Origin of the sequence: Sphingomonas cynarae, assembly GCF_039537815.1 — a bacterium.
Taxonomy (GTDB): Bacteria; Pseudomonadota; Alphaproteobacteria; order Sphingomonadales; family Sphingomonadaceae; genus Sphingomonas; species Sphingomonas cynarae.
The window spans coordinates 243,055-260,546 of the sequence record NZ_BAABBF010000003.1 but is presented as its reverse complement, the minus strand read 5'-3'; the positions used below and the strand labels follow the sequence as shown (position 1 = coordinate 260,546).

The window sequence follows — 17,492 nt, the reverse complement described above, 5'->3', positions numbered from 1 at the left end:
CCTGACGATGGAGACTAAACGACCGACGCGGGATTGGGGAGCCCGATGATCGCGATCTGCCGGCCATAGGACGGCTCGCCGCGGTGGATGGAGCGGCGATAGCTGAAGAAGCGGTCCTCGTCGGCATAGGTGTCGAGGCCCAGCGCCTCGATCCGGCCGACCCCGGCGGCGGCGAGCCGGGCGGCGACGAAGGCTTCCAGATCGAAGCGGTGATGGCCCTGCCGCCCGTCCGCGAAGAAGCGCTCGTTGGCGGGATCGATCGCGGCGACGCGGTCGCGGAAACCGTCATCCACCTCGTAACTGGCGCGGGCGATGCACGGACCGATCGCGGCGGCGATGCGATCGGTCCTCGCGCCGATGGCCGTCATCGCGGCGACCGTCGCCTCCGCGATGCCCGCCACCGCGCCCTTCCAACCGGCATGGGCCGCACCGATCACGCCGGCGGCGGCATCGACCAGCAGCACCGGCGCGCAGTCCGCAGTCAGGATACCGAGCGCGAGGCCGGGGCGGTTCGTGACCAGCGCATCCGCCTGTGGCCGTTCCTCCGGCACCCCATCCAGCGTGACGACGGTGGCGGAATGAACCTGGTAAAGGGTGGCGAGGTCACCGCCGGGCAGCACGGCCGCAAGTGCGCGGTGGCGATTTTCCACCACTGCCTGCGCCTCGTCGTCCGAACCGATCCCGACGTTCAGCCCGGCATGGATGCCCGTCGACACACCGCCGCGCCGGCCTAGAAAGCCGTGCGGGATCCCGCCCAGCGCGGTGGCGCGGATCACCTCGACGGTCACAGGACCAGCCTCATCACGTCGTCCTCGTCCGCCTGTTCGCCGACCATGAAGGTGTAGCTGCCGACCCGCTCGAATCCGTGGCGTTCGTAGAAACGGCGCGCGCGGGGATTGTCGATGAAGACCGACAGATACAGGTCGGTCGCTCCGCGTTCGCGCGCTGCATCGATCGTCCATGCCATCAGCGTATCGGCAAGGCCGGTGCCGTGCCACGGCGCCAGCACATAGAGTTGCCGCAGTTCCGCCGATGCGCCGCGCGGCGTGAACGGCGCGGCGGGCGGGCCCAGCTTGGCGAAGCCGGCAGGGGCACCGTCATCCTCGGCAAGGCGGATCGCCAGCGTCGGGTCGGCCAGTTGCGCCGCCCATGTCGCCTCGCCTAGCGTCACCAGAAAGGCGGCTAGGTCGGCGGCGTAGTAAAGATGCCCGAACGTCTCGATGAAGGCGCGGCTACTCAGTGCCGCCAGCAACGCCGCATCGTCCGGCCCCGCCATCCGGTACGCGATCATGCGAACCCCGCCGGCGTCGGCCAGCCGGGGGCGGTGACCGCCATCACCTTGAACAGCGCCCCCATCTCCCGCACCAGCCGCGACCGTTCGGCGACGATCGCCTCGGCCCGGTCGGGCGTGGCGCGGGCGAGGGCGGCGGCGCGCGCGTCGATGCCCAGCTTCGCCAGCCACTCGCCCTGCTCGACCGGTCCCCATGCCACCGCCCCCGTCGACTGCGCGGCGGCGGCCAGCGTGGTGAAGTCGACATGCGCGGTCAGGTCGTGCTCGCCCGGCGCCTCGAACGGATTGGCATAGGCATGGGCCTTCACCGCCTGCAACGTATCGCCCGTCGCCGGCCCCTCGTAACCGTAATCGATCGCGATCAGCGCGCCGCCCTGCGCCGCGATTCGCGCGGCGAGCGTCCGGATGACCGATACCGTCGCGGGCGCCACCTCCAGCACCGATCCCGGCGGCGCATCGCGCAAGGGGGCGGGGATCACCTCGTCCGGCACCGGCTTGCCCGCGATCGGCAGGAACAGCGTGTCCTGACACGCGATCAGCCGTTCCCGCCACTCGCCGCCGCGCACCAACTGGCGGATCGGCAAGGCATCGAAGAACTCGTTCGCGACGACGATCAGCGGCGCGTCGCCGGGCAGGGTCTCGACTGAATCATGGAATTGCGCAGCCGGTACTCGCGCCGACTGCGCCGCGCGTAGTACCGGACTGGTTTCGACGAAATGGACCGGCGGCGCGAACCCCGCCTTGTCCATCGCCCGCAGCGCATCCACCGCCAGCGTGCCGCGCCCCGGCCCCAGTTCCACCCAATGCGCCGCCGGTCGCCCGGCACGGTCCCACAGGTCGGCACAGGCGAGGCCGACCAGTTCGCCGAACATCTGGCTGATCTCTGGCGCGGTGGTGAAGTCGCCGGCCGCGCCCAGTGGATCGCGCGTCGCGTAATAATGCGCGTTGGCGGCCGCCATATACTGCGACACCGGGATCGGCCCCGCCAGCGCGATGGCGCGGGCCAGCCGTTCGGCGAGAACTGGCTCGGCCGGGTCGGGGGCGGGATGCTCGGTCAGGCGACACTCTCCATGCCCGAGATCGACTCGATCCGCTGGCGGCGGCCGGCAGACGAAGCGATCAGATACGCGCCGCCCGCGATCATCGGCACGCACAGCCACTGGCCCATGTGCAGCCCGGTCGCCTCCGCGAAGGCGCGCAACTGGCTGTCGGGTTCACGGAAGAATTCCACGGTGAAGCGGGCGAGGCCGTATCCGACCAGGAACAGCCCGACCAGCCGGCCGGGGTAATAGCGGGCCTTGGTCCGCCAGAAGGCGAACCACAGGATCGCGAACAGCAACAGTCCCTCCAGCCCCGCCTCGTAGAGCTGGCTGGGATGGCGGGCGGGATCGGCCAGCGGAAAGGCGACGGTGCGCGGGAACACGATCGCCCAGGGCACGTCGCTGGGCTTGCCCCAGAGTTCGCCGTTCACGAAATTGGCGAGCCGGCCGAAGAACAGCCCGAACGGCACGCAGCACGCGACATAATCGTGGATGCGCAGCCAGTGGAGGCCGTGCTTGCGCGCGAACAGGATGATGCCGAGCGAAGTGCCGATCACCCCGCCGTGGAACGACATACCACCATCCCACAGCCGCAGGATCATCAGCGGATGCAGCAGCATTTCCGGCGCGTAGAACAGGACGTACCCGATCCGCCCGCCCAGGATGATGCCCAGCGTGGCGTAGAAGACGAGATCGTCGCCATGCCGCTTCGCCATGGGTGCGCCCGGCTGTGCCAGCAGCTTCAGCAGGTACCACCAGCCGATCAGGATGCCCGAGATATAGGCGAGGCTGTACCAGCGCAGCGTGAAGAAGCCGATCGAGAACACGTCCGGGTGCAGCCCCAGATCGGTGAAATTCACATGGCCGGCCGTGGCCGCAGTAAGATAGATCAAGGCTTTCCCCTCGGCAGTCCCGCCTCCATAGTGGCGTCAAACAACAAGACCAAGCGGAGAGAACAATGCGGAGCGAGCTCGACCGGCGTATGGACGAGACGATGGCGGCGGTAACGGCGCCGGGCGGGCTGTTACCGGTGGGGTCGATCGAGCGATGGGGCGCCAGCCTGCCGACGATCACGGTCGCGCCGCCTTCGCTCACGCAGTATTTCCAGCATTATTGTACGCAGCATGGCGATCTGACCTTTCTGGTCGCCGGTGACGAGCGGCTCAGCTTCGCGCAGACGTGGGAGGCCGCCGAACGCGTTGCGCACGCCCTGCTCGCCCGCGGGGTGGTGCCGGGTGACCGGATCGGGATCGCCGGTCGCAACTCGCCGTCATGGGTCGTCGCCTATATGGGCATCGTGATGGCAGGCGGGATCGCGACGCTGCTGAACGGCTGGTGGCAGCCGGAGGAACTGGCCGCCGCGATCGCCGATGTCGATTGCTCGCTGATCGTCGCCGATGGTCCCCGGGCCCGCCGGCTCGCCCGGATCGACGGTCTGGCCGCCACCGTGATCGAGATCGACGACACGCTGCCGCTGGCGCAGGCGATCGCCCCGCTGGTCGCGGGGGCTGCCGCGCGTGACCTGCCCGCGCTGGGGCCGGACGATCCGGCGACGATCCTGTTCACCTCCGGCTCCACCGGCAAGTCGAAGGGCGCGCTGTCCGATCATCGCGCGGTGCTGGGCGGCACGCTCAATTTCCTGTCGCAGGCGGTGATGATGCTCGGCATCGCGACGCAGGACGGCAATGCGCCGCAGGGGCAGCCGGTGACGATGCTGACCATCCCGCTGTTCCACGTGACAGCGGAGATCACCGTATTGTTGCAAAGCTTCGCGCTCGGCCGGCGGATCGTGCTGATGTCCAAATGGGACGCGGCCGAGGCGATGCGGCTGATCGAGGCGGAACGGGTCAGCTATTTCGTCGGCGTGCCGCTGATGAGCTTCGAGATTCTCAACCATCCCGATCGCGACCGCTACGACCTGTCCTCCGTCACCGATTTCGCCGCCGGCGGCGCGCCCCGCCCGGTCGAGCATGTCCGCCGGATCGAGGCGGAGATGGGCGGATCGTTTCCCCTGATCGGCTATGGCCTGACCGAGACGAACGCGGTCGGCACCGGCAACTGGCGCAGCAATTACCTCGCCAAGCCCGATTCCGCCGGCCGCCCCTCGGTGCCGCTGGTCCAGCTGGCGATCGTCGACGATGCCGGCCGCCACCTGCCGCAGGGCGAGCGGGGCGAGGTGGCGATCCGCTCGATCTGCAACTTCCGTGAATACTGGAACAACCCGGCCGCCACCGCCGCCGCCTTCACCGCCGACGGTTATTTCCGCACCGGCGATATCGGCTATCTCGACGAGGACAATTACCTGTTCATCGTCGATCGCAAGAAGGACATTATCATCCGCGGCGGCGAGAACATCAGCTGTCAGGAGGTCGAGGCCGCACTCTACGCCCACCCCGCCGTGCTGGAGGCGGCGGTGTTCGGGCTGGCCGACGAAAAGTTCGGCGAGGTGCCGGTCGCCGTCGTCCACAGCGACGGGGGCGTAGGCGAGGAAGCGCTGGCGTTGTTCCTTGCCGAGCATATCGCCGCGTTCAAAATCCCCGCCCGCATCTGGTTCGCGCCTGCACCGCTGCCCCGGCTGGGGACCGAGAAGATCGACAAGGTCGGCCTGCGCGCGACCTATGGCGATGCGGTGCGCGCGGCGGCGATGACCGCCTGCGCGTGACTTTACCCGGCCGCCGCCGGTAAGGGCACGCCATGGCAGGGATCACCAGACGCGGCGTGCTGATCGGCGGCGGGGCCGGCATCGGGCTGGTCGCCGCCTGGGGGCTGTGGCCGCGCGACTATCCGGCGACGCTGGTGGCGGGGCCGGGTGAGCATCCGGTCGGCGCGTGGCTGAAGATCGCGGAGGACGGCCGCATCGTCGTCGCGGTGCCGCAGACCGAATCGGGGCAGGGCAGCTGGACCGGCCTCGCCCAGATCGCCGCCGACGAACTGGGGGCGGACTGGCAGACGGTGGCGGTCGAACCCGCGCCGCTCAACCCGCGCTACGCCAACCCGCTGGGGCTGGCCGATCTGCTCGAAGGGATGCCGGCGGGGATACCCCCGCGCTGGCGCAGCGGCGGCGGGGCATGGCCCGCGCCGATGCTGACCGCCGCGTCCAGCACGATCCGGATGTTCGAGGAACCGGTGCGTGCCGCCGCCGCCGCCGCCCGCGCGGTGCTGTGCATGGCCGCCGCCGATCGCTGGGGCGTGGCATGGACGGCGTGCCGCACCGAGGCGGGGTTCGTCGTCACCGGCAATCGTCGCCTCCGTTTCGGTGACCTCGCCGCTGCGGCCGCTGCGCTGTCACCGCCCGATCCGCCGCCGGTCGGGGTGGCGGGGGCGGGGGCGTTGATCGGTCGGCCGCTGCCGCGCCTCGATGCGCCGGCCAAGGTCGACGGGTCGGTCGACCATGCCGGCGACATCCGTCTACCCGACATGGTCCATGCCGCGATCCGGCAGGGGCCGCCCGGTGATTCGCGCTTGCTGCGGATCGATCGGGCGGCGGCGCAGAAGGTGCCGGGGCTGGTCGGCATCGTCGAACGGCCCGGCTGGGTCGCGACCGCCGCCGCCACCGGCTGGTCGGCGCAGCATGCGCTCGATGCACTCAGCCCGCGTTTCGCCACCGGGGGACCGGTGCTGGACGATGCCGCAATCGAGGCCTCGCTGGTCAGCGCACTGGCGACGGATGGCGACACGATCGCCGCGCAAGGCGACGTCGACGGCCTGGTGACGGGAGCCGGCGTGATCCGCGCCGAATACCGCGCCGCCGCCGCCGTCCATGCCGCGATCGAGACGCCGTCCGCGACCGCCGTCTGGACCGACGACCGCCTGACTGTATGGATGCAGACCGAGGCCCCGGGTATCCACCGCGTCGAAATCGCGGCGGCGGCAGGGATCGATGCGGACGCGGTGACGATCCATCCGATGCAGATCGGTGGCTCGTTCGGCGCGGCGCTTGATGCGACCGTCGCGGCCCAGGCGGCGGTGATCGCGATCGAACTCAAACGGCCGGTCTGTCTCGTCTGGTCGCGGGGCGAGGCGCTGCGCCATGATCGCTATCGCCCGCCCGCGCTGGCGCGGCTGGCAGCGCGGCTGGGGCCGGGCGGGGCGATCCTGGGCTGGCAGGCGAAGCTGGCGACGCCGCCGGTCGGCGTGCCGCTGGCGCGACGGCTGCTGCCTGCCCCTGCAGCCATGGCGCTGCGCCTCCACGCGGCCGACCGTTATGCCGCTTTCGGGCTGACCCCGCCCTATCGCATCCCGGCGTTCGCGGTCACCCACCATCCGGCCGACATCGTCGTGCCCACCGGGCATCTGCGCGGCGGCGCGCATGGTTATGCATGTTTCTTCGGCGAATCCTTCCTCGACGAACTGGCGCTGGCGGCGGGCGCGGAGCCGGTGTCGTTCCGGATCGGGATGCTGGGCGGCGAACCCCGGCTGGCACGCTGTCTGTCCACCGTCGCCTCGCTCGGCGGCTGGGAGGGCGGGGTGGCCGGCAGTGGGCAGGGGATCGCCGCCCATAGCTTCCGCGGCAGCCATATCGCGGTGATGGCGGAGGCGCATGGCGAGAGCGGGCGCATCGTCGTCGATCGGCTGGTCGCGGCGGTCGATGTCGGCCGCGTCGTCAACCCGGATCTCATCCGGCAGCAGGTGGAGGGCGGGCTGATCTTCGGCCTGGCCCATGCGCTGGGCGCCGCCACCGGCTTCGCGCGCGGGCTGTCGATGACGCGCGGGTTCGATACGCTGTGGCTGCCGCGGCTGGCGGATACGCCCGACATCACCGTCGAACTGATCCGGTCGGACGAGGCGCCGGGTGGGGTCGCCGAACTGGCGGTGCCGCCGGTCGCGCCCGCGATCGCCAACGCGGTGCGTGCCGCGACGGGCTATCGCATCCGCACGCTGCCGCTAAGGATGGTCCCATGACGCTTGCCCCCGTAAAACTACCTGCCGACCATCCTGCTGTTCCCGCGCCGAAAATCGGCGTGCTGCTGATGAACCTCGGCACCCCCGATGCGCCCGATGCGCGCTCGGTGAAACGTTATCTCGGCGAATTCCTGTCCGACCGCCGCGTCGTCGAACTGCCCGCGATCGCGTGGCAACCGATCCTGCGCGGCATCATCCTGAACACCCGGCCGAAGAAATCCGCCCATGCCTATAGTCAGGTCTGGCGCGAGGATGGTTCCCCCCTCGCCGCGATCACGAAGGCGCAGGCGGCGCGGTTGAAGGATGCGTTCGGGCCGGGCGTCCTGGTCGACTGGGCGATGCGCTATGGCCGCCCCGCTATTGCCGACCGGGTGCAGGCGATGAAGGATGCCGGCTGCGAGCGTATCCTGCTTGCCCCGCTCTATCCGCAATATTGCGCCGCGACGACCGCCACCGCCAACGACAAGGCGTTCGCGCATCTGGCCACGATGCGCTGGCAGCCCGCGATCCGCACCTTGCCGCCCTATCACGACGACCCGCTCTACATCGGCGCGCTGAAGGAGTCGGTCGAAACCTCGCTCGCGCAATTGCCGTTCGAGCCCGAGGCGATCATCGCCAGCTTCCACGGGATGCCGAAGCGGACGCTGCAACTGGGCGACCCTTATCACTGCCATTGCCAGAAGACCGCGCGGCTGTTGCAGGAGGCGCTGGGCCGGCCGCTGACGATCGCGTTCCAGTCGCGCTTCGGTCCGGCGAAATGGCTGGGGCCGGCGACCGACGAAACGCTGGTGGCGATGGCGAAGGCGGGCACGCGCAAGGTCGCGATCCTTGCCCCCGGTTTTTCCGCGGACTGTCTGGAAACGCTGGAGGAACTGGCGATCCGGGGCCGCGAATCATTCGTCGATGCGGGGGGCACCGACTTCGCCTACCTGCCTTGCCTGAACGACGAGGATGGCGGCATCGCGATGCTGCGGCAAATATTGACGCGCGAACTTGAAGGCTGGGTCCGCCTGCCGTAGCGTTAACTAAACCGGGAAAAGGAGAGGTTGCATGGCACGAGTGGCGATCGTCACGGGCGGAACCCGTGGGATCGGCGAGGCGATCAGCCTTGCCTTGAAGGAGGCGGGGTTCACCGTCGCTGCGAATTATGCCGGAAACGACGAACGAGCCGCCGCCTTTACGGAGCGCACCGGGATCAAGGCGTACAAATGGGACGTGTCGGATTACGATGCCTGCCAGACGGGATGTGCGCAGGTGGCCGAAGAACTGGGGCCGATCGACATCGTCGTCAACAATGCCGGCATCACGCGTGACGGCACGATCCTGAAAATGTCGTATCAGGCATGGAAAGAGGTGATCGACACCAATCTGGGCGGTTGCTTCAACATGGCGAAAGCGACCTTTGCGGGGATGCGCGACCGCAAATGGGGTCGGATCGTCAACATCGGCTCGATCAACGGGCAGGCCGGCCAGTACGGTCAGGTCAATTACGCCGCCGCCAAGTCTGGCATCCACGGCTTCACCAAGGCGCTGGCGCAGGAAGGCGCGCGTGCCGGCGTGACCGTCAACGCGATCGCGCCCGGCTATATCGATACCGACATGGTCGCGGCGGTGCCGCCGGAAGTGCTGGAAAAGATCGTCGCCAAGATTCCGGTCGGCCGCCTCGGTCAGGCGCACGAGATTGCGCGCGGCGTCGCATTCCTGTGTTCGGAAGACGGCGGCTTCGTGACGGGATCGACGCTCAGCATCAACGGCGGCCAGCACATGTATTGATCGTTTCGGTGGCAGACGGCATCGATCCTAACGGATCGGGCCGTTCGCCACCGGACCGTTCGCCACCGGGGATCGCACCGGTGGCGCGACCATCGTCGCCAGTGCCTGCCGCTGCCCGGCCAGGCCGCGTTCCACCTTGGCGATCAGTGCCAGCGTTGCCGTCCGGAACCGGTCCCAGTCGCGATCGACACTGCCGTCGCTCCACCCGGCGACGAAGGCGCGGACCTCCGCCCCCAGCTCGGCACATTCCGCCTTCAGCACCCGCGCCCGCGGGGCCATCCGCGGATCACCCTGCTTGATGATGGGGTCGAAGATGTCGCGGTGCTTGAAGATCTGGAACTCCACCAGCACGCGCAGCAATTCCCAACGATGCCGGGCCTGTGCAGCCGGATCAGGCGCCGATCCGGGCACCAGCAGCGCCCGCTGCGCGGTCATGATGGCGGTGGCGCGGCGATGATGGCCATCGAATATGTCCAAAAGCCGCTGCGTCAGCATATCCATCCCCCCGGAACCTGTGTTCGCACGACAATCAAAAGCCGGGAAAGACTTAACGATATCCTATGCAACCGTTCCGGCCGTCGATGCGGCGCCATCGAACCGGATCGGGGCGAGCGGATCGTCGCGCACGAACAAGGGGGCCGGCACCTTTCGGCACCGACCCCCCGCCCTCGTTACGCTACGCGAGGGAACTCATGGACGGATGGCGCGGGCCGAATGGCCCGGCGGCCCTTACCGTCGGCAATAGTTGGGACGATCGGACCGATCGATCGCGCGCCCGGCCAGCGCGCCTGCACCGGCACCGAGCAAGGTGCCCATCGTGCGGTCGCCACGGGTATCGACGGTCCGGCCGAGCAGGCCACCGGCGATCGCGCCGACGATCGTGCCGGTGCCGCCGTCCTTGCACCGCTGGCGGGCACGGTAATCGTCACGGCCACGATAATAGCCCTGCGAATAACGGTCGCCGCGGTTATAGCCGCGCTGGGCCTCGACGGTGCTGATCGGCACCAGCGTCGAAGCACCCATCGCGAGGGCGGCGGCGGCAAGCGAGAAGTTCCTGAACATCGTCTTTCTCCCGTATCTGGTGTCCGGCGGGACAGTCTGTCCGTCGTCCATGGCGATGCTTTTCGTCGATTCGCGTTGAGCCAACCCTGAATACGGATGTTATCGGCCGTTCAGCCTTTTCCGGCGGCGTCACGGCCGTAAGGAGAAGGATGCCCCGTCTCCATTCGCTGCTCGCCGTCATCGCGTTCCCCCTGTTGCTCGGCACGGGCTGGTCGCGGGAAGCCCGCGTCGCATTGCTGGGGCAGGACACGTGGGTGACGGTGCGGCCGGTGGCACTCGATCCGCATGACCCGGCGCGCCGGCATCTGGGAGCGCTGGTCTATCGCGGCGGTGTCGAACTGATCGGGTGCGATCCCGCGTTCGGCGGCTATTCGGCGCTGGTGGTGCGGGGGCGGCGTTTCATGCTGCTAAGCGACGATGCCAATATCCTGCGCTTCACGATGGCGCAGGACTGGACCATCCACGACGTGCGATTCGGTCAGCTACCCGCCGGGCCGGATACCGGCTGGACCAAGCGCGAACGCGATTCGGAATCGATGGCGATCGATCCTGCGACCGGGACCGTCTGGGTGGGGTTCGAACAATTCAATCAGATCTGGCGCTATGCACCGGGACTGGCGCGTGCGGAGGCGGGTGTGGCGCCCGGCGCCATGGCGCGCTGGCGCAGCAATGGCGGGATCGAGGCGATGGCGCGGCTGACGGATGGCCGCTTCGTCGCGATCAGCGAATCGATTCCCTATGGCGAATCGATGCAGGAAGGACTGGTCTGGTCCGGCGATCCGGTTGCGGCGCCCGCGCCTGCCTTCCGTTTCGCCTATCGACCGACATCGGGGTTTCGGCCGGTCGATATGGTCGAACTGCCCGATCGGCGGCTGCTGGTGCTGGAACGCCGCTTCACCCTGCCGTTCCGCTGGTCGAACCGGCTGGTCGTGATCGACCATGCCGCCCTCAAGGCCGGAAACGTGGTGCAGGGTCGCGAGATCGCCCGGCTGGAGGCACCGGTGATCCACGACAATATCGAGGGCGTGGCCGTGACGCGACAGGGCAACGGGATCACCCTGTGGCTGGTGTCCGACGACAACCGCCTGCCGATGCAGCGCACGCTGCTGCTGAACTTCGATCTGATCGACTGACGACAAGGGGCACGCCGGTCGAGGTGACTGGCGCGCCCGTTGATCCCGTCAGGAAAAGTCCGTCGTTACGCCGCGACGGTGGCGGCGGCGCGCTTCTTGACGATGTCACGCTTCAGGCGGCGGCAACGCAGCGACAGCTTGTCGTCGCTGGTCTTCACCAGCCAGTTGTCGAGGCCGCCGTTATGCTCGACCGAGCGCAGACCGTGCGTCGAGACGCGCAGACGAACACCCGTTTCCAGCGAGTCGGACAGCAACGTTACGTTCTGCAGATTCGGCAGAAAGGTACGCTTGGTCTTGTTGTTGGCGTGGGAGACATTGTTACCCACCTGCCGGCCCTTGCCGGTCAGCTCGCAAATGCGCGACATGATCGAATATCCTGGTTTCGGGGGCTTCCCGGAAAGGTCGCGGCCGTAGCCGAGCATGGCGGGGGCGTCAACCTTCATGGCTGGATCGGCGACGATGCAACGCCTCTGCGCGGGCGGCGTTGTTACGGCAACGAACCGTTAGGAGACGATGGATGCGTACGCTTTTGGTCCTGCTTGCCATCGCCGTGCTGGTGCTGGCCGGATTGATGTATTTCGGAATCGTGTCGATCGACCAGACCCGTCCTGGTATGGTCCAGGCGCCCAAGTTCGAGGCGGATGTCGCGCGCGTGTCGGTCGGTACGGAGAACAAGACGGTGGCGGTGCCGACGATCGAGGTGGAACGGCCGGCCAACGCACAAAGCGCGAACTGATCCCTTTACCCCGGCAAGGGTGCGAGGCAGGGCAGGAGGGTGATTCCCCTGCCCGAACCCATGCGCCGTGCCCTGACTGTCGCCGCCGAGGCGGCAGGAGCGGGGGAAGTGCCGGTCGGGGCGGTAATCGTCCATGACGGCCGCGTGATCGCCGCGGCGGGCAATGCCCCGCGCAGTCTGCGTGATCCCACTGCCCATGCCGAGATGCTGGCCATCCGGATGGCGGCAGCGTTGCTGGGTCGCGAACGACTGGAAGATTGCGACCTGTGGGTCACGCTGGAGCCGTGCGCGATGTGCGCCGGGGCGATCGCCCACGCCCGAGTCGCCCGCCTCTATTACGGCGCGCCCGATGCGAAGGGCGGGGCAGTCGATCACGGCCCCCGCCTGTTCGGCCAACCGACCTGCCATCACCGCCCGGAAGTCTATGCCGGGATCGGCGAGCGTGAGGCGGCGGCGCTGTTGCGCGATTTCTTCGCCGCCCGGCGCTGACGGCCCCTCCTGATCGGGGAGGGGCCGGACGTTCGGGGGTCGATTACCCCCGCAGGTCGTTCTGCGAGATCGGTACGATCTTGATTTCCACTCGCCGATTCGCGGCGCGGCCGGCATCGGTGTCGTTGGAGGCGATCGGCTGCGTCTTGCCATAGCCGCGGGTACCGATGCGGGCGGTCTGCACGCCGCGACCCGCCAGATAATCCGCCACCGCCGTCGCGCGGCGTTCCGACAGGCCCTGGTTATAGGCGTCGCTGCCCGTGGCGTCGGTATGCCCGTACACGTCGATATAGGTCTGGTTATATTCTGCCAGCGTCTGCGCGACCTGATCCAGCGTCCGCTGGAACTGCGGCTGCACCGACGCCGAATCATAGGCGAAGGTGATGCCCGACGGAATGTTGAGCACCAGATCGTCACCACGGCGGATCACCTGCACGTCGGTGCCGGCGGTGCGGGCACGCAACTCGCGCTCCTGCTTGTCCATGTAGACGCCGATGCCTGCCCCGGCGAGGCCGCCGATTCCTGCGCCCAGCAGCTTTTCGGTCCGGTCGCGCCGCCCGCCGACGAGATCGCCGAGCAGATAACCGCCCAGCGCCCCGCCGATGCCGCCGATCGCGGCCTTCGAGATGCGGCGCTCGCCGGTATCGGGGTCGGTGGTGCAACCGCCGATCGCGAGCGAGGCGGCAAGGCCGGCGAGAAGGAACGGATTGGTCTTCATGATGGCATCCCCTGCGATGATGCCGGGTTGAACCCGGACGATACGGCCATTGTTCCGGTTGCGCACTGAACGGCGGCTGACGCAGGACTCGACACCGGGGTTCGTACGATCATCGGTTGTGCGATGAGCATTTATCGGCGAAGAGCGTTCCCACCGGCGATGGCACCACCGCTCCCCCCCTTTCCCTGGCTCGACGTCGTCATCATTCTGGCGCTCGTCGCGTTGAATGGCGTCTTCGCGATGAGTGAGCTTGCGGTCGTATCGTCGCGCAAGGCGCGGCTGGAGGCGATGGCGCGCAGCGGCCGGTCCGGCGCGCGTGCCGCGCTGCTGCTGGCCGCGGACCCCGGCAAGTTCCTGTCCTGCGTGCAGATCGGGATCACCCTGATCGGTATTCTCGCGGGTGCCTATTCGGGCGCCAGCCTCGGCACACCCACGGCGGCACGGTTGCAGGCGCTGGGCGTGCCGGCGGATACGGCGGCGACGCTCGGCTTCGTGCTGGTCATCACGCTCACCACCTATGCCTCGCTCATCATCGGCGAACTGGTGCCCAAGCAGTTCGCGCTGCGTGCGCCCGAAACGGTGGCGGCGCTGGTCGCGATTCCGATGCGCTGGCTGGCGTGGATCACCGCCCCGCTAGTGTGGCTGCTCGATTCGACCAGTGCGCTGATCTTCCGCCTGCTGCGGCTCGACCGCAACAACGAGGAGCAGGTGACCGCCGAGGAACTTCACCTGATCGTCGCCGAGGCATCGAAATCCGGCGTGATCGAGGAACATGAACGCTCGATCATCTCCGGCGTCGTCCGCCTCGCCGACCGGCCGGTGCGCGAGATCATGACGCCGCGGACCGAGGTGGACTGGCTGGACTGCCGCGCGGACGAAGCGACGATCCGTGAAAAGCTCATCACCACCCAGCATACCCGTCTGCCGGTGGGCGACGGTTCGATCGATACCGTCGCGGGCGTGGTGCAGGCGCGCGACATCGTCGCCGCCCTGCTGCGCGGCGAAGCGATCGACCTCAATGCGCTGATGCGCAAGGTGCCGGTGGTGATCGACCGGATCGACGCCCCCGATGCGCTGCTCGCACTGCGGCAGGCCGAAGTGCCGATGGCGCTGATCCATGACGAATACGGTCATTTCGAGGGAATCGTGACCCCCGCCGACCTGCTCGCCGCGATCGGCGGCGCGTTCTTCTCCGATGCCGATCCCGACGAGGCGCCCGATATCGTCGAGCGTGACGACGGATCGCTGCTGGTCGCCGGCACCGCCCCGGCGGACGGGCTGGCCGAACGGATCGGAATCGATCTGCCCGAGGATCGCGACTACGCCACCGTCGCCGGCCTCGCCCTCGCCGCGTTCCGCCATCTGCCCGCCGAGGGCGAAAGCTTCATCGAACAGGGCTGGCGGTTCGAGGTGGTCGACCTCGACGGCCGCCGGATCGACAAGCTGCTGGTCAGCGCGGTCTGATCGCCCGCCGCTGTCCTACATGGCCCCGCCGGGCTATCGATCGGCCCATGGCCAGGATGTTCGTCCCAACGTCACACACTACCCCTGTAGGATGCGACCTTAGTGTGACTTTACCGTTCGCGACCCCTCCCGCATCCTGTGTGCGAGCACGCGGACATTCGCGTTTCCCTTGCTATCGCGTCGTCCACGGATTTGCCGGTGGCCGGCCCCGCCTGCACCCGCTAACAGCGCGCGGATGACGAAGCCCGGCCTGCTCCCCGAAGGATTTCACGATCGCCTGCCGCCCCACGCCGATGCCGCCGCCGGTATCGAGGCACGGGTGCTGGAGGCGGCACGGCTGCACGGGTACGAACGTGTCGATCCGCCGCTGGCCGAGTTTGCCGACGAACTGGCGGCCCGGCTCAAACCTGTCTTGAGCGGTCGGCAGGGGTGGCCGGACGAAGGCGCCGGCGCGCTGACCGGCGCGGTCCGTTTCGTCGACCCGGTCGGGCAGGCGACGCTGGCGATTCGGCCCGATCTTACCGCGCAGGTCGCCCGGATCGCGGCGACGCGTATGGGGCACCATCCGCGCCCGGTGCGGCTGTCCTATGCCGGATCGGTGCTGACGTTGCGTGCCTCGCAACTCGCGCCCGCGCGCGAACGGCGGCAGCTGGGCGCGGAACTGGTCGGTCTCGATTCGATCGCCGCCGCGCGCGAAGTCGTGGGCGTCGCGGTCGATGCGCTGGCGGCGGCCGGGATCACCGACGCGTCGATCGATTTCACGCTGCCCGATCTGGTCGATACGCTGGCGGCCGGGCCGTTGCCGGTCGCCGCCGACGCGATCGGTGCCTTGCGGGACCGGCTGGATGCCAAGGATGCCGGCGGCGTCGCGGCGATCGCCTCTGCCTATCTGCCGCTGGTCGAGGCGGCAGGGCCGTTCGACACCGCGATGACGCGGCTGCGTGCCTTCGACCGTGACGGTGTGCTGGCAACCCGCCTCGACGGGCTGGCCGCGATCGCCGCGTCGCTGGCGGGCCGGGTGGCGATGACGCTGGACCCGACCGAACGGCATGGTTTCGAATATCAGTCGTGGCTGGGCTTTTCGCTGTTCGCGGGCGGCGCGGCGCGCGAACTGGGGCGTGGCGGCACCTATGTCATCGTCCATCCCGACGGCACCGAGGAGCCGGCCACCGGTTTCTCGCTCTATGCCGATGCGCTGGGTGGGGCAGGGGTTCGGCATGACCGGCGGCGGCTGTTCCTCCCCTATGGCACCCCGCCGGCGGACGGTGCGGCGATGCGGGCGGACGGATGGGTGACGGTGGCCGCGCTGGAGCCGGGCGACACGCCCGAGGCGCAGCTTTGCACGCATCGTTGGGTGGCGGGCGAGGCGCAGGTGGTGACCGCCTCTGGCTGATCGCCCGGCCATGGTGGCGTGCTGCCGCTTGGCGGTTGACCCCGGCAGCATGGCGCTTTAGGCGCGCCCTCGCATCTCTGAACCATTCGTGTGCCGAGTCCTGTCGAAGGGCGCACGGATCGACCCCGGCAGGGGGAAACCTGTACATGGCGAACGTAGCGGTCATCGGCGCGCAATGGGGCGACGAGGGCAAGGGCAAGATCGTCGACTGGCTGGCGGAGCGTGCCGACATGGTCGTGCGCTTCCAGGGCGGGCACAATGCCGGCCACACGCTGGTGGTGGGCGACAAGGTCTATAAATTGTCGCTGCTGCCCTCCGGGATCGTGCGCGGCACCCCCTCGGTAATCGGCAACGGCGTGGTCCTCGATCCCTGGGCGCTCAAGGCGGAGATCGCGCGGCTCGGCGAACAGGGTGTCCACGCCACCCCCGATACGCTGCGCATCGCCGACAATTGTGCGCTGATCCTTCCCTTCCACCGCGATCTCGACGGCCTGCGCGAGGATGCGTCGGGCGCGGGCAAGATCGGCACCACCCGCCGCGGCATCGGCCCGGCTTACGAGGACAAGGTCGGCCGCCGCGCGATCCGGGTGTGCGACCTTGCCCATCTGGACGATCTGGGGCCGCAACTCGACCGGTTGACCGCGCACCATGATGCGCTGCGCGCCGGTTTCGGCGAACCGCCGATCGACCGCGAGCGGTTGCTGGCCGAACTGCGCGAGATCGCCGGCTTCGTCCTGCCCTTCGCCAAACCCGTCTGGCGCGACCTGAACGAGGCGCGCAGCGCCGGCAAGCGCATCCTGTTCGAAGGCGCGCAGGGCGTGCTGCTCGATGTCGATCACGGCACCTATCCCTTCGTCACCTCGTCGAACACCATCGCGGGCGCGGCGGCGGGCGGTTCCGGCCTCGGGCCATCGGGTGTGGGCTTCGTGCTCGGCATCGCCAAGGCGTACACCACTCGCGTCGGCTCCGGCCCGTTTCCGACCGAACTCGAAGACGAAACCGGCGAGCAACTGGGCGTGCGCGGCCATGAATTCGGCACCGTCACGGGCCGCAAGCGTCGCTGTGGCTGGTTCGATGCGGTGCTGGTGCGCCAGTCGGCGGCGGTCGGCGGCATCACCGGTATCGCGCTGACCAAGATCGATGTGCTCGACGGGATGGACGAGGTGAAGATCTGCACAGGCTATCGCCTGCGCGGCGAAACGCTGGATTACTTCCCCGCCCACGCCGCCGATCAGGCGGGGGTCGAGCCGGTGTACGAGACGATGGAGGGCTGGCACGGCACAACTGCCGGCGCCCGCAGTTGGGCAGATTTGCCCGCACAGGCGATCAAGTACATCCGCCGCATCGAGGAACTGATCCGCTGCCCCGTCGCGCTGGTGTCGACCAGCCCGGAACGCGCCGACACGATCCTGGTCCGCGATCCCTTTTCGGACTGATCCTGTTCGCCCCCTCGCGGCAGAGGGGGCGACAGCCATATTCGTCGAACGATGG

18 protein-coding genes are annotated in these 17,492 nt (G+C 68.6%); 10 read left to right on the top strand and 8 right to left on the bottom strand.

The window, feature by feature from the left end:
* Positions 1-14 precede the first annotated feature (14 nt).
* Genes pgeF through lgt form a run of 4 tightly spaced genes read right to left on the bottom strand, consistent with a single transcriptional unit; the run spans position 15 to position 3,224 of the window.
* The gene (gene pgeF, locus ABD719_RS07855) at positions 15-788 is read right to left on the bottom strand and encodes a peptidoglycan editing factor PgeF (protein WP_344692801.1); all 774 of its coding nucleotides are present in this window, start codon (positions 786-788) and stop codon (positions 15-17) included.
* On the bottom strand, positions 785-1,291 hold the full coding sequence (locus ABD719_RS07850; protein ID WP_344692800.1) for a GNAT family N-acetyltransferase: 507 nt from the start codon (positions 1,289-1,291) through the stop codon (positions 785-787). The genes pgeF and ABD719_RS07850 overlap by 4 nt, the downstream gene beginning before the upstream one ends.
* Positions 1,288-2,445 carry a class I SAM-dependent methyltransferase gene (locus ABD719_RS07845; RefSeq protein ID WP_425567129.1) on the bottom strand — a complete coding sequence of 386 codons (1,158 nt, stop codon included), beginning with the start codon at positions 2,443-2,445 and terminating at the stop codon, positions 1,288-1,290. The genes ABD719_RS07850 and ABD719_RS07845 overlap by 4 nt, the downstream gene beginning before the upstream one ends.
* Positions 2,346-3,224, bottom strand: a complete 879-nt coding sequence (lgt, locus tag ABD719_RS07840) for a prolipoprotein diacylglyceryl transferase (RefSeq protein WP_344692799.1) — start codon at positions 3,222-3,224, stop codon at positions 2,346-2,348. The genes ABD719_RS07845 and lgt overlap by 100 nt, the downstream gene beginning before the upstream one ends.
* Before the next feature lie 65 nt (positions 3,225-3,289).
* Between lgt and ABD719_RS07835 the strand changes: the two genes are divergently transcribed.
* From ABD719_RS07835 to phbB, 4 genes are read left to right on the top strand one after another with little or no spacing between them, the layout of a single operon-like run.
* Positions 3,290-4,993 (top strand): class I adenylate-forming enzyme family protein, encoded by a 1,704-nt coding sequence (locus ABD719_RS07835; protein WP_344692798.1) that lies wholly within the window; start codon positions 3,290-3,292, stop codon positions 4,991-4,993.
* Between the two features lie 32 nt (positions 4,994-5,025).
* Positions 5,026-7,233, top strand: a complete 2,208-nt coding sequence (locus ABD719_RS07830; protein WP_344692797.1) for a xanthine dehydrogenase family protein molybdopterin-binding subunit — start codon at positions 5,026-5,028, stop codon at positions 7,231-7,233.
* On the top strand, positions 7,230-8,252 hold the full coding sequence (gene hemH, locus ABD719_RS07825) for a ferrochelatase (RefSeq protein ID WP_344692796.1): 1,023 nt from the start codon (positions 7,230-7,232) through the stop codon (positions 8,250-8,252). Before ABD719_RS07830 ends, hemH begins: the two co-directional genes overlap by 4 nt.
* A gap of 31 nt (positions 8,253-8,283) precedes the next feature.
* Positions 8,284-9,006, top strand: coding sequence for an acetoacetyl-CoA reductase (phbB, locus tag ABD719_RS07820; RefSeq protein WP_192124060.1), 723 nt, complete (start codon positions 8,284-8,286; stop codon positions 9,004-9,006).
* A gap of 27 nt (positions 9,007-9,033) precedes the next feature.
* Here phbB and ABD719_RS07815 read toward each other — a convergent pair whose 3' ends face one another.
* Both ABD719_RS07815 and ABD719_RS07810 read right to left on the bottom strand, forming a co-directional pair.
* On the bottom strand, positions 9,034-9,507 hold the full coding sequence (locus tag ABD719_RS07815) for a hypothetical protein (RefSeq protein ID WP_344692795.1): 474 nt from the start codon (positions 9,505-9,507) through the stop codon (positions 9,034-9,036).
* Between the two features lie 228 nt (positions 9,508-9,735).
* Positions 9,736-10,068 (bottom strand): glycine zipper 2TM domain-containing protein, encoded by a 333-nt coding sequence (locus ABD719_RS07810; protein WP_344692794.1) that lies wholly within the window; start codon positions 10,066-10,068, stop codon positions 9,736-9,738.
* A gap of 149 nt (positions 10,069-10,217) precedes the next feature.
* On the opposite strand from ABD719_RS07810, the gene ABD719_RS07805 reads away from it, so the two are divergent.
* Positions 10,218-11,201, top strand: a complete 984-nt coding sequence (locus ABD719_RS07805; protein ID WP_344692793.1) for an esterase-like activity of phytase family protein — start codon at positions 10,218-10,220, stop codon at positions 11,199-11,201.
* Positions 11,202-11,266: 65 nt separating this feature from the next.
* On the opposite strand, the gene rpmB is transcribed toward ABD719_RS07805, so the two are convergent.
* Positions 11,267-11,566 (bottom strand): 50S ribosomal protein L28, encoded by a 300-nt coding sequence (rpmB, locus tag ABD719_RS07800; RefSeq protein WP_192124348.1) that lies wholly within the window; start codon positions 11,564-11,566, stop codon positions 11,267-11,269.
* 152 nt (positions 11,567-11,718) lie between these two features.
* Here rpmB and ABD719_RS07795 point away from each other — a divergent pair, with 152 nt between their 5' ends.
* Both ABD719_RS07795 and ABD719_RS07790 read left to right on the top strand, forming a co-directional pair.
* Entirely contained in the window at positions 11,719-11,937 is a 219-nt protein-coding gene (locus ABD719_RS07795) for a hypothetical protein (RefSeq protein WP_192124053.1), read from the top strand.
* 60 nt (positions 11,938-11,997) lie between these two features.
* Complete coding sequence (locus ABD719_RS07790; protein ID WP_344693081.1) at positions 11,998-12,426, top strand: nucleoside deaminase; 429 nt, start codon at positions 11,998-12,000, stop codon at positions 12,424-12,426.
* 43 nt (positions 12,427-12,469) lie between these two features.
* Here ABD719_RS07790 and ABD719_RS07785 read toward each other — a convergent pair whose 3' ends face one another.
* A complete protein-coding gene (locus tag ABD719_RS07785) occupies positions 12,470-13,144 on the bottom strand; it encodes a YiaD family glycine zipper/OmpA-like lipoprotein (protein ID WP_344692792.1) in 675 nt (224 codons plus the stop codon).
* A gap of 159 nt (positions 13,145-13,303) precedes the next feature.
* Here ABD719_RS07785 and ABD719_RS07780 point away from each other — a divergent pair, with 159 nt between their 5' ends.
* From ABD719_RS07780 to ABD719_RS07770, 3 genes are all read left to right on the top strand, one after another.
* Positions 13,304-14,608 (top strand): hemolysin family protein, encoded by a 1,305-nt coding sequence (locus ABD719_RS07780; protein WP_344692791.1) that lies wholly within the window; start codon positions 13,304-13,306, stop codon positions 14,606-14,608.
* A gap of 235 nt (positions 14,609-14,843) precedes the next feature.
* Positions 14,844-16,001 carry an ATP phosphoribosyltransferase regulatory subunit gene (locus tag ABD719_RS07775; protein ID WP_344692790.1) on the top strand — a complete coding sequence of 386 codons (1,158 nt, stop codon included), beginning with the start codon at positions 14,844-14,846 and terminating at the stop codon, positions 15,999-16,001.
* A gap of 146 nt (positions 16,002-16,147) precedes the next feature.
* Positions 16,148-17,437 (top strand): adenylosuccinate synthase, encoded by a 1,290-nt coding sequence (locus ABD719_RS07770; RefSeq protein WP_344692789.1) that lies wholly within the window; start codon positions 16,148-16,150, stop codon positions 17,435-17,437.
* Positions 17,438-17,492 lie beyond the last annotated feature (55 nt).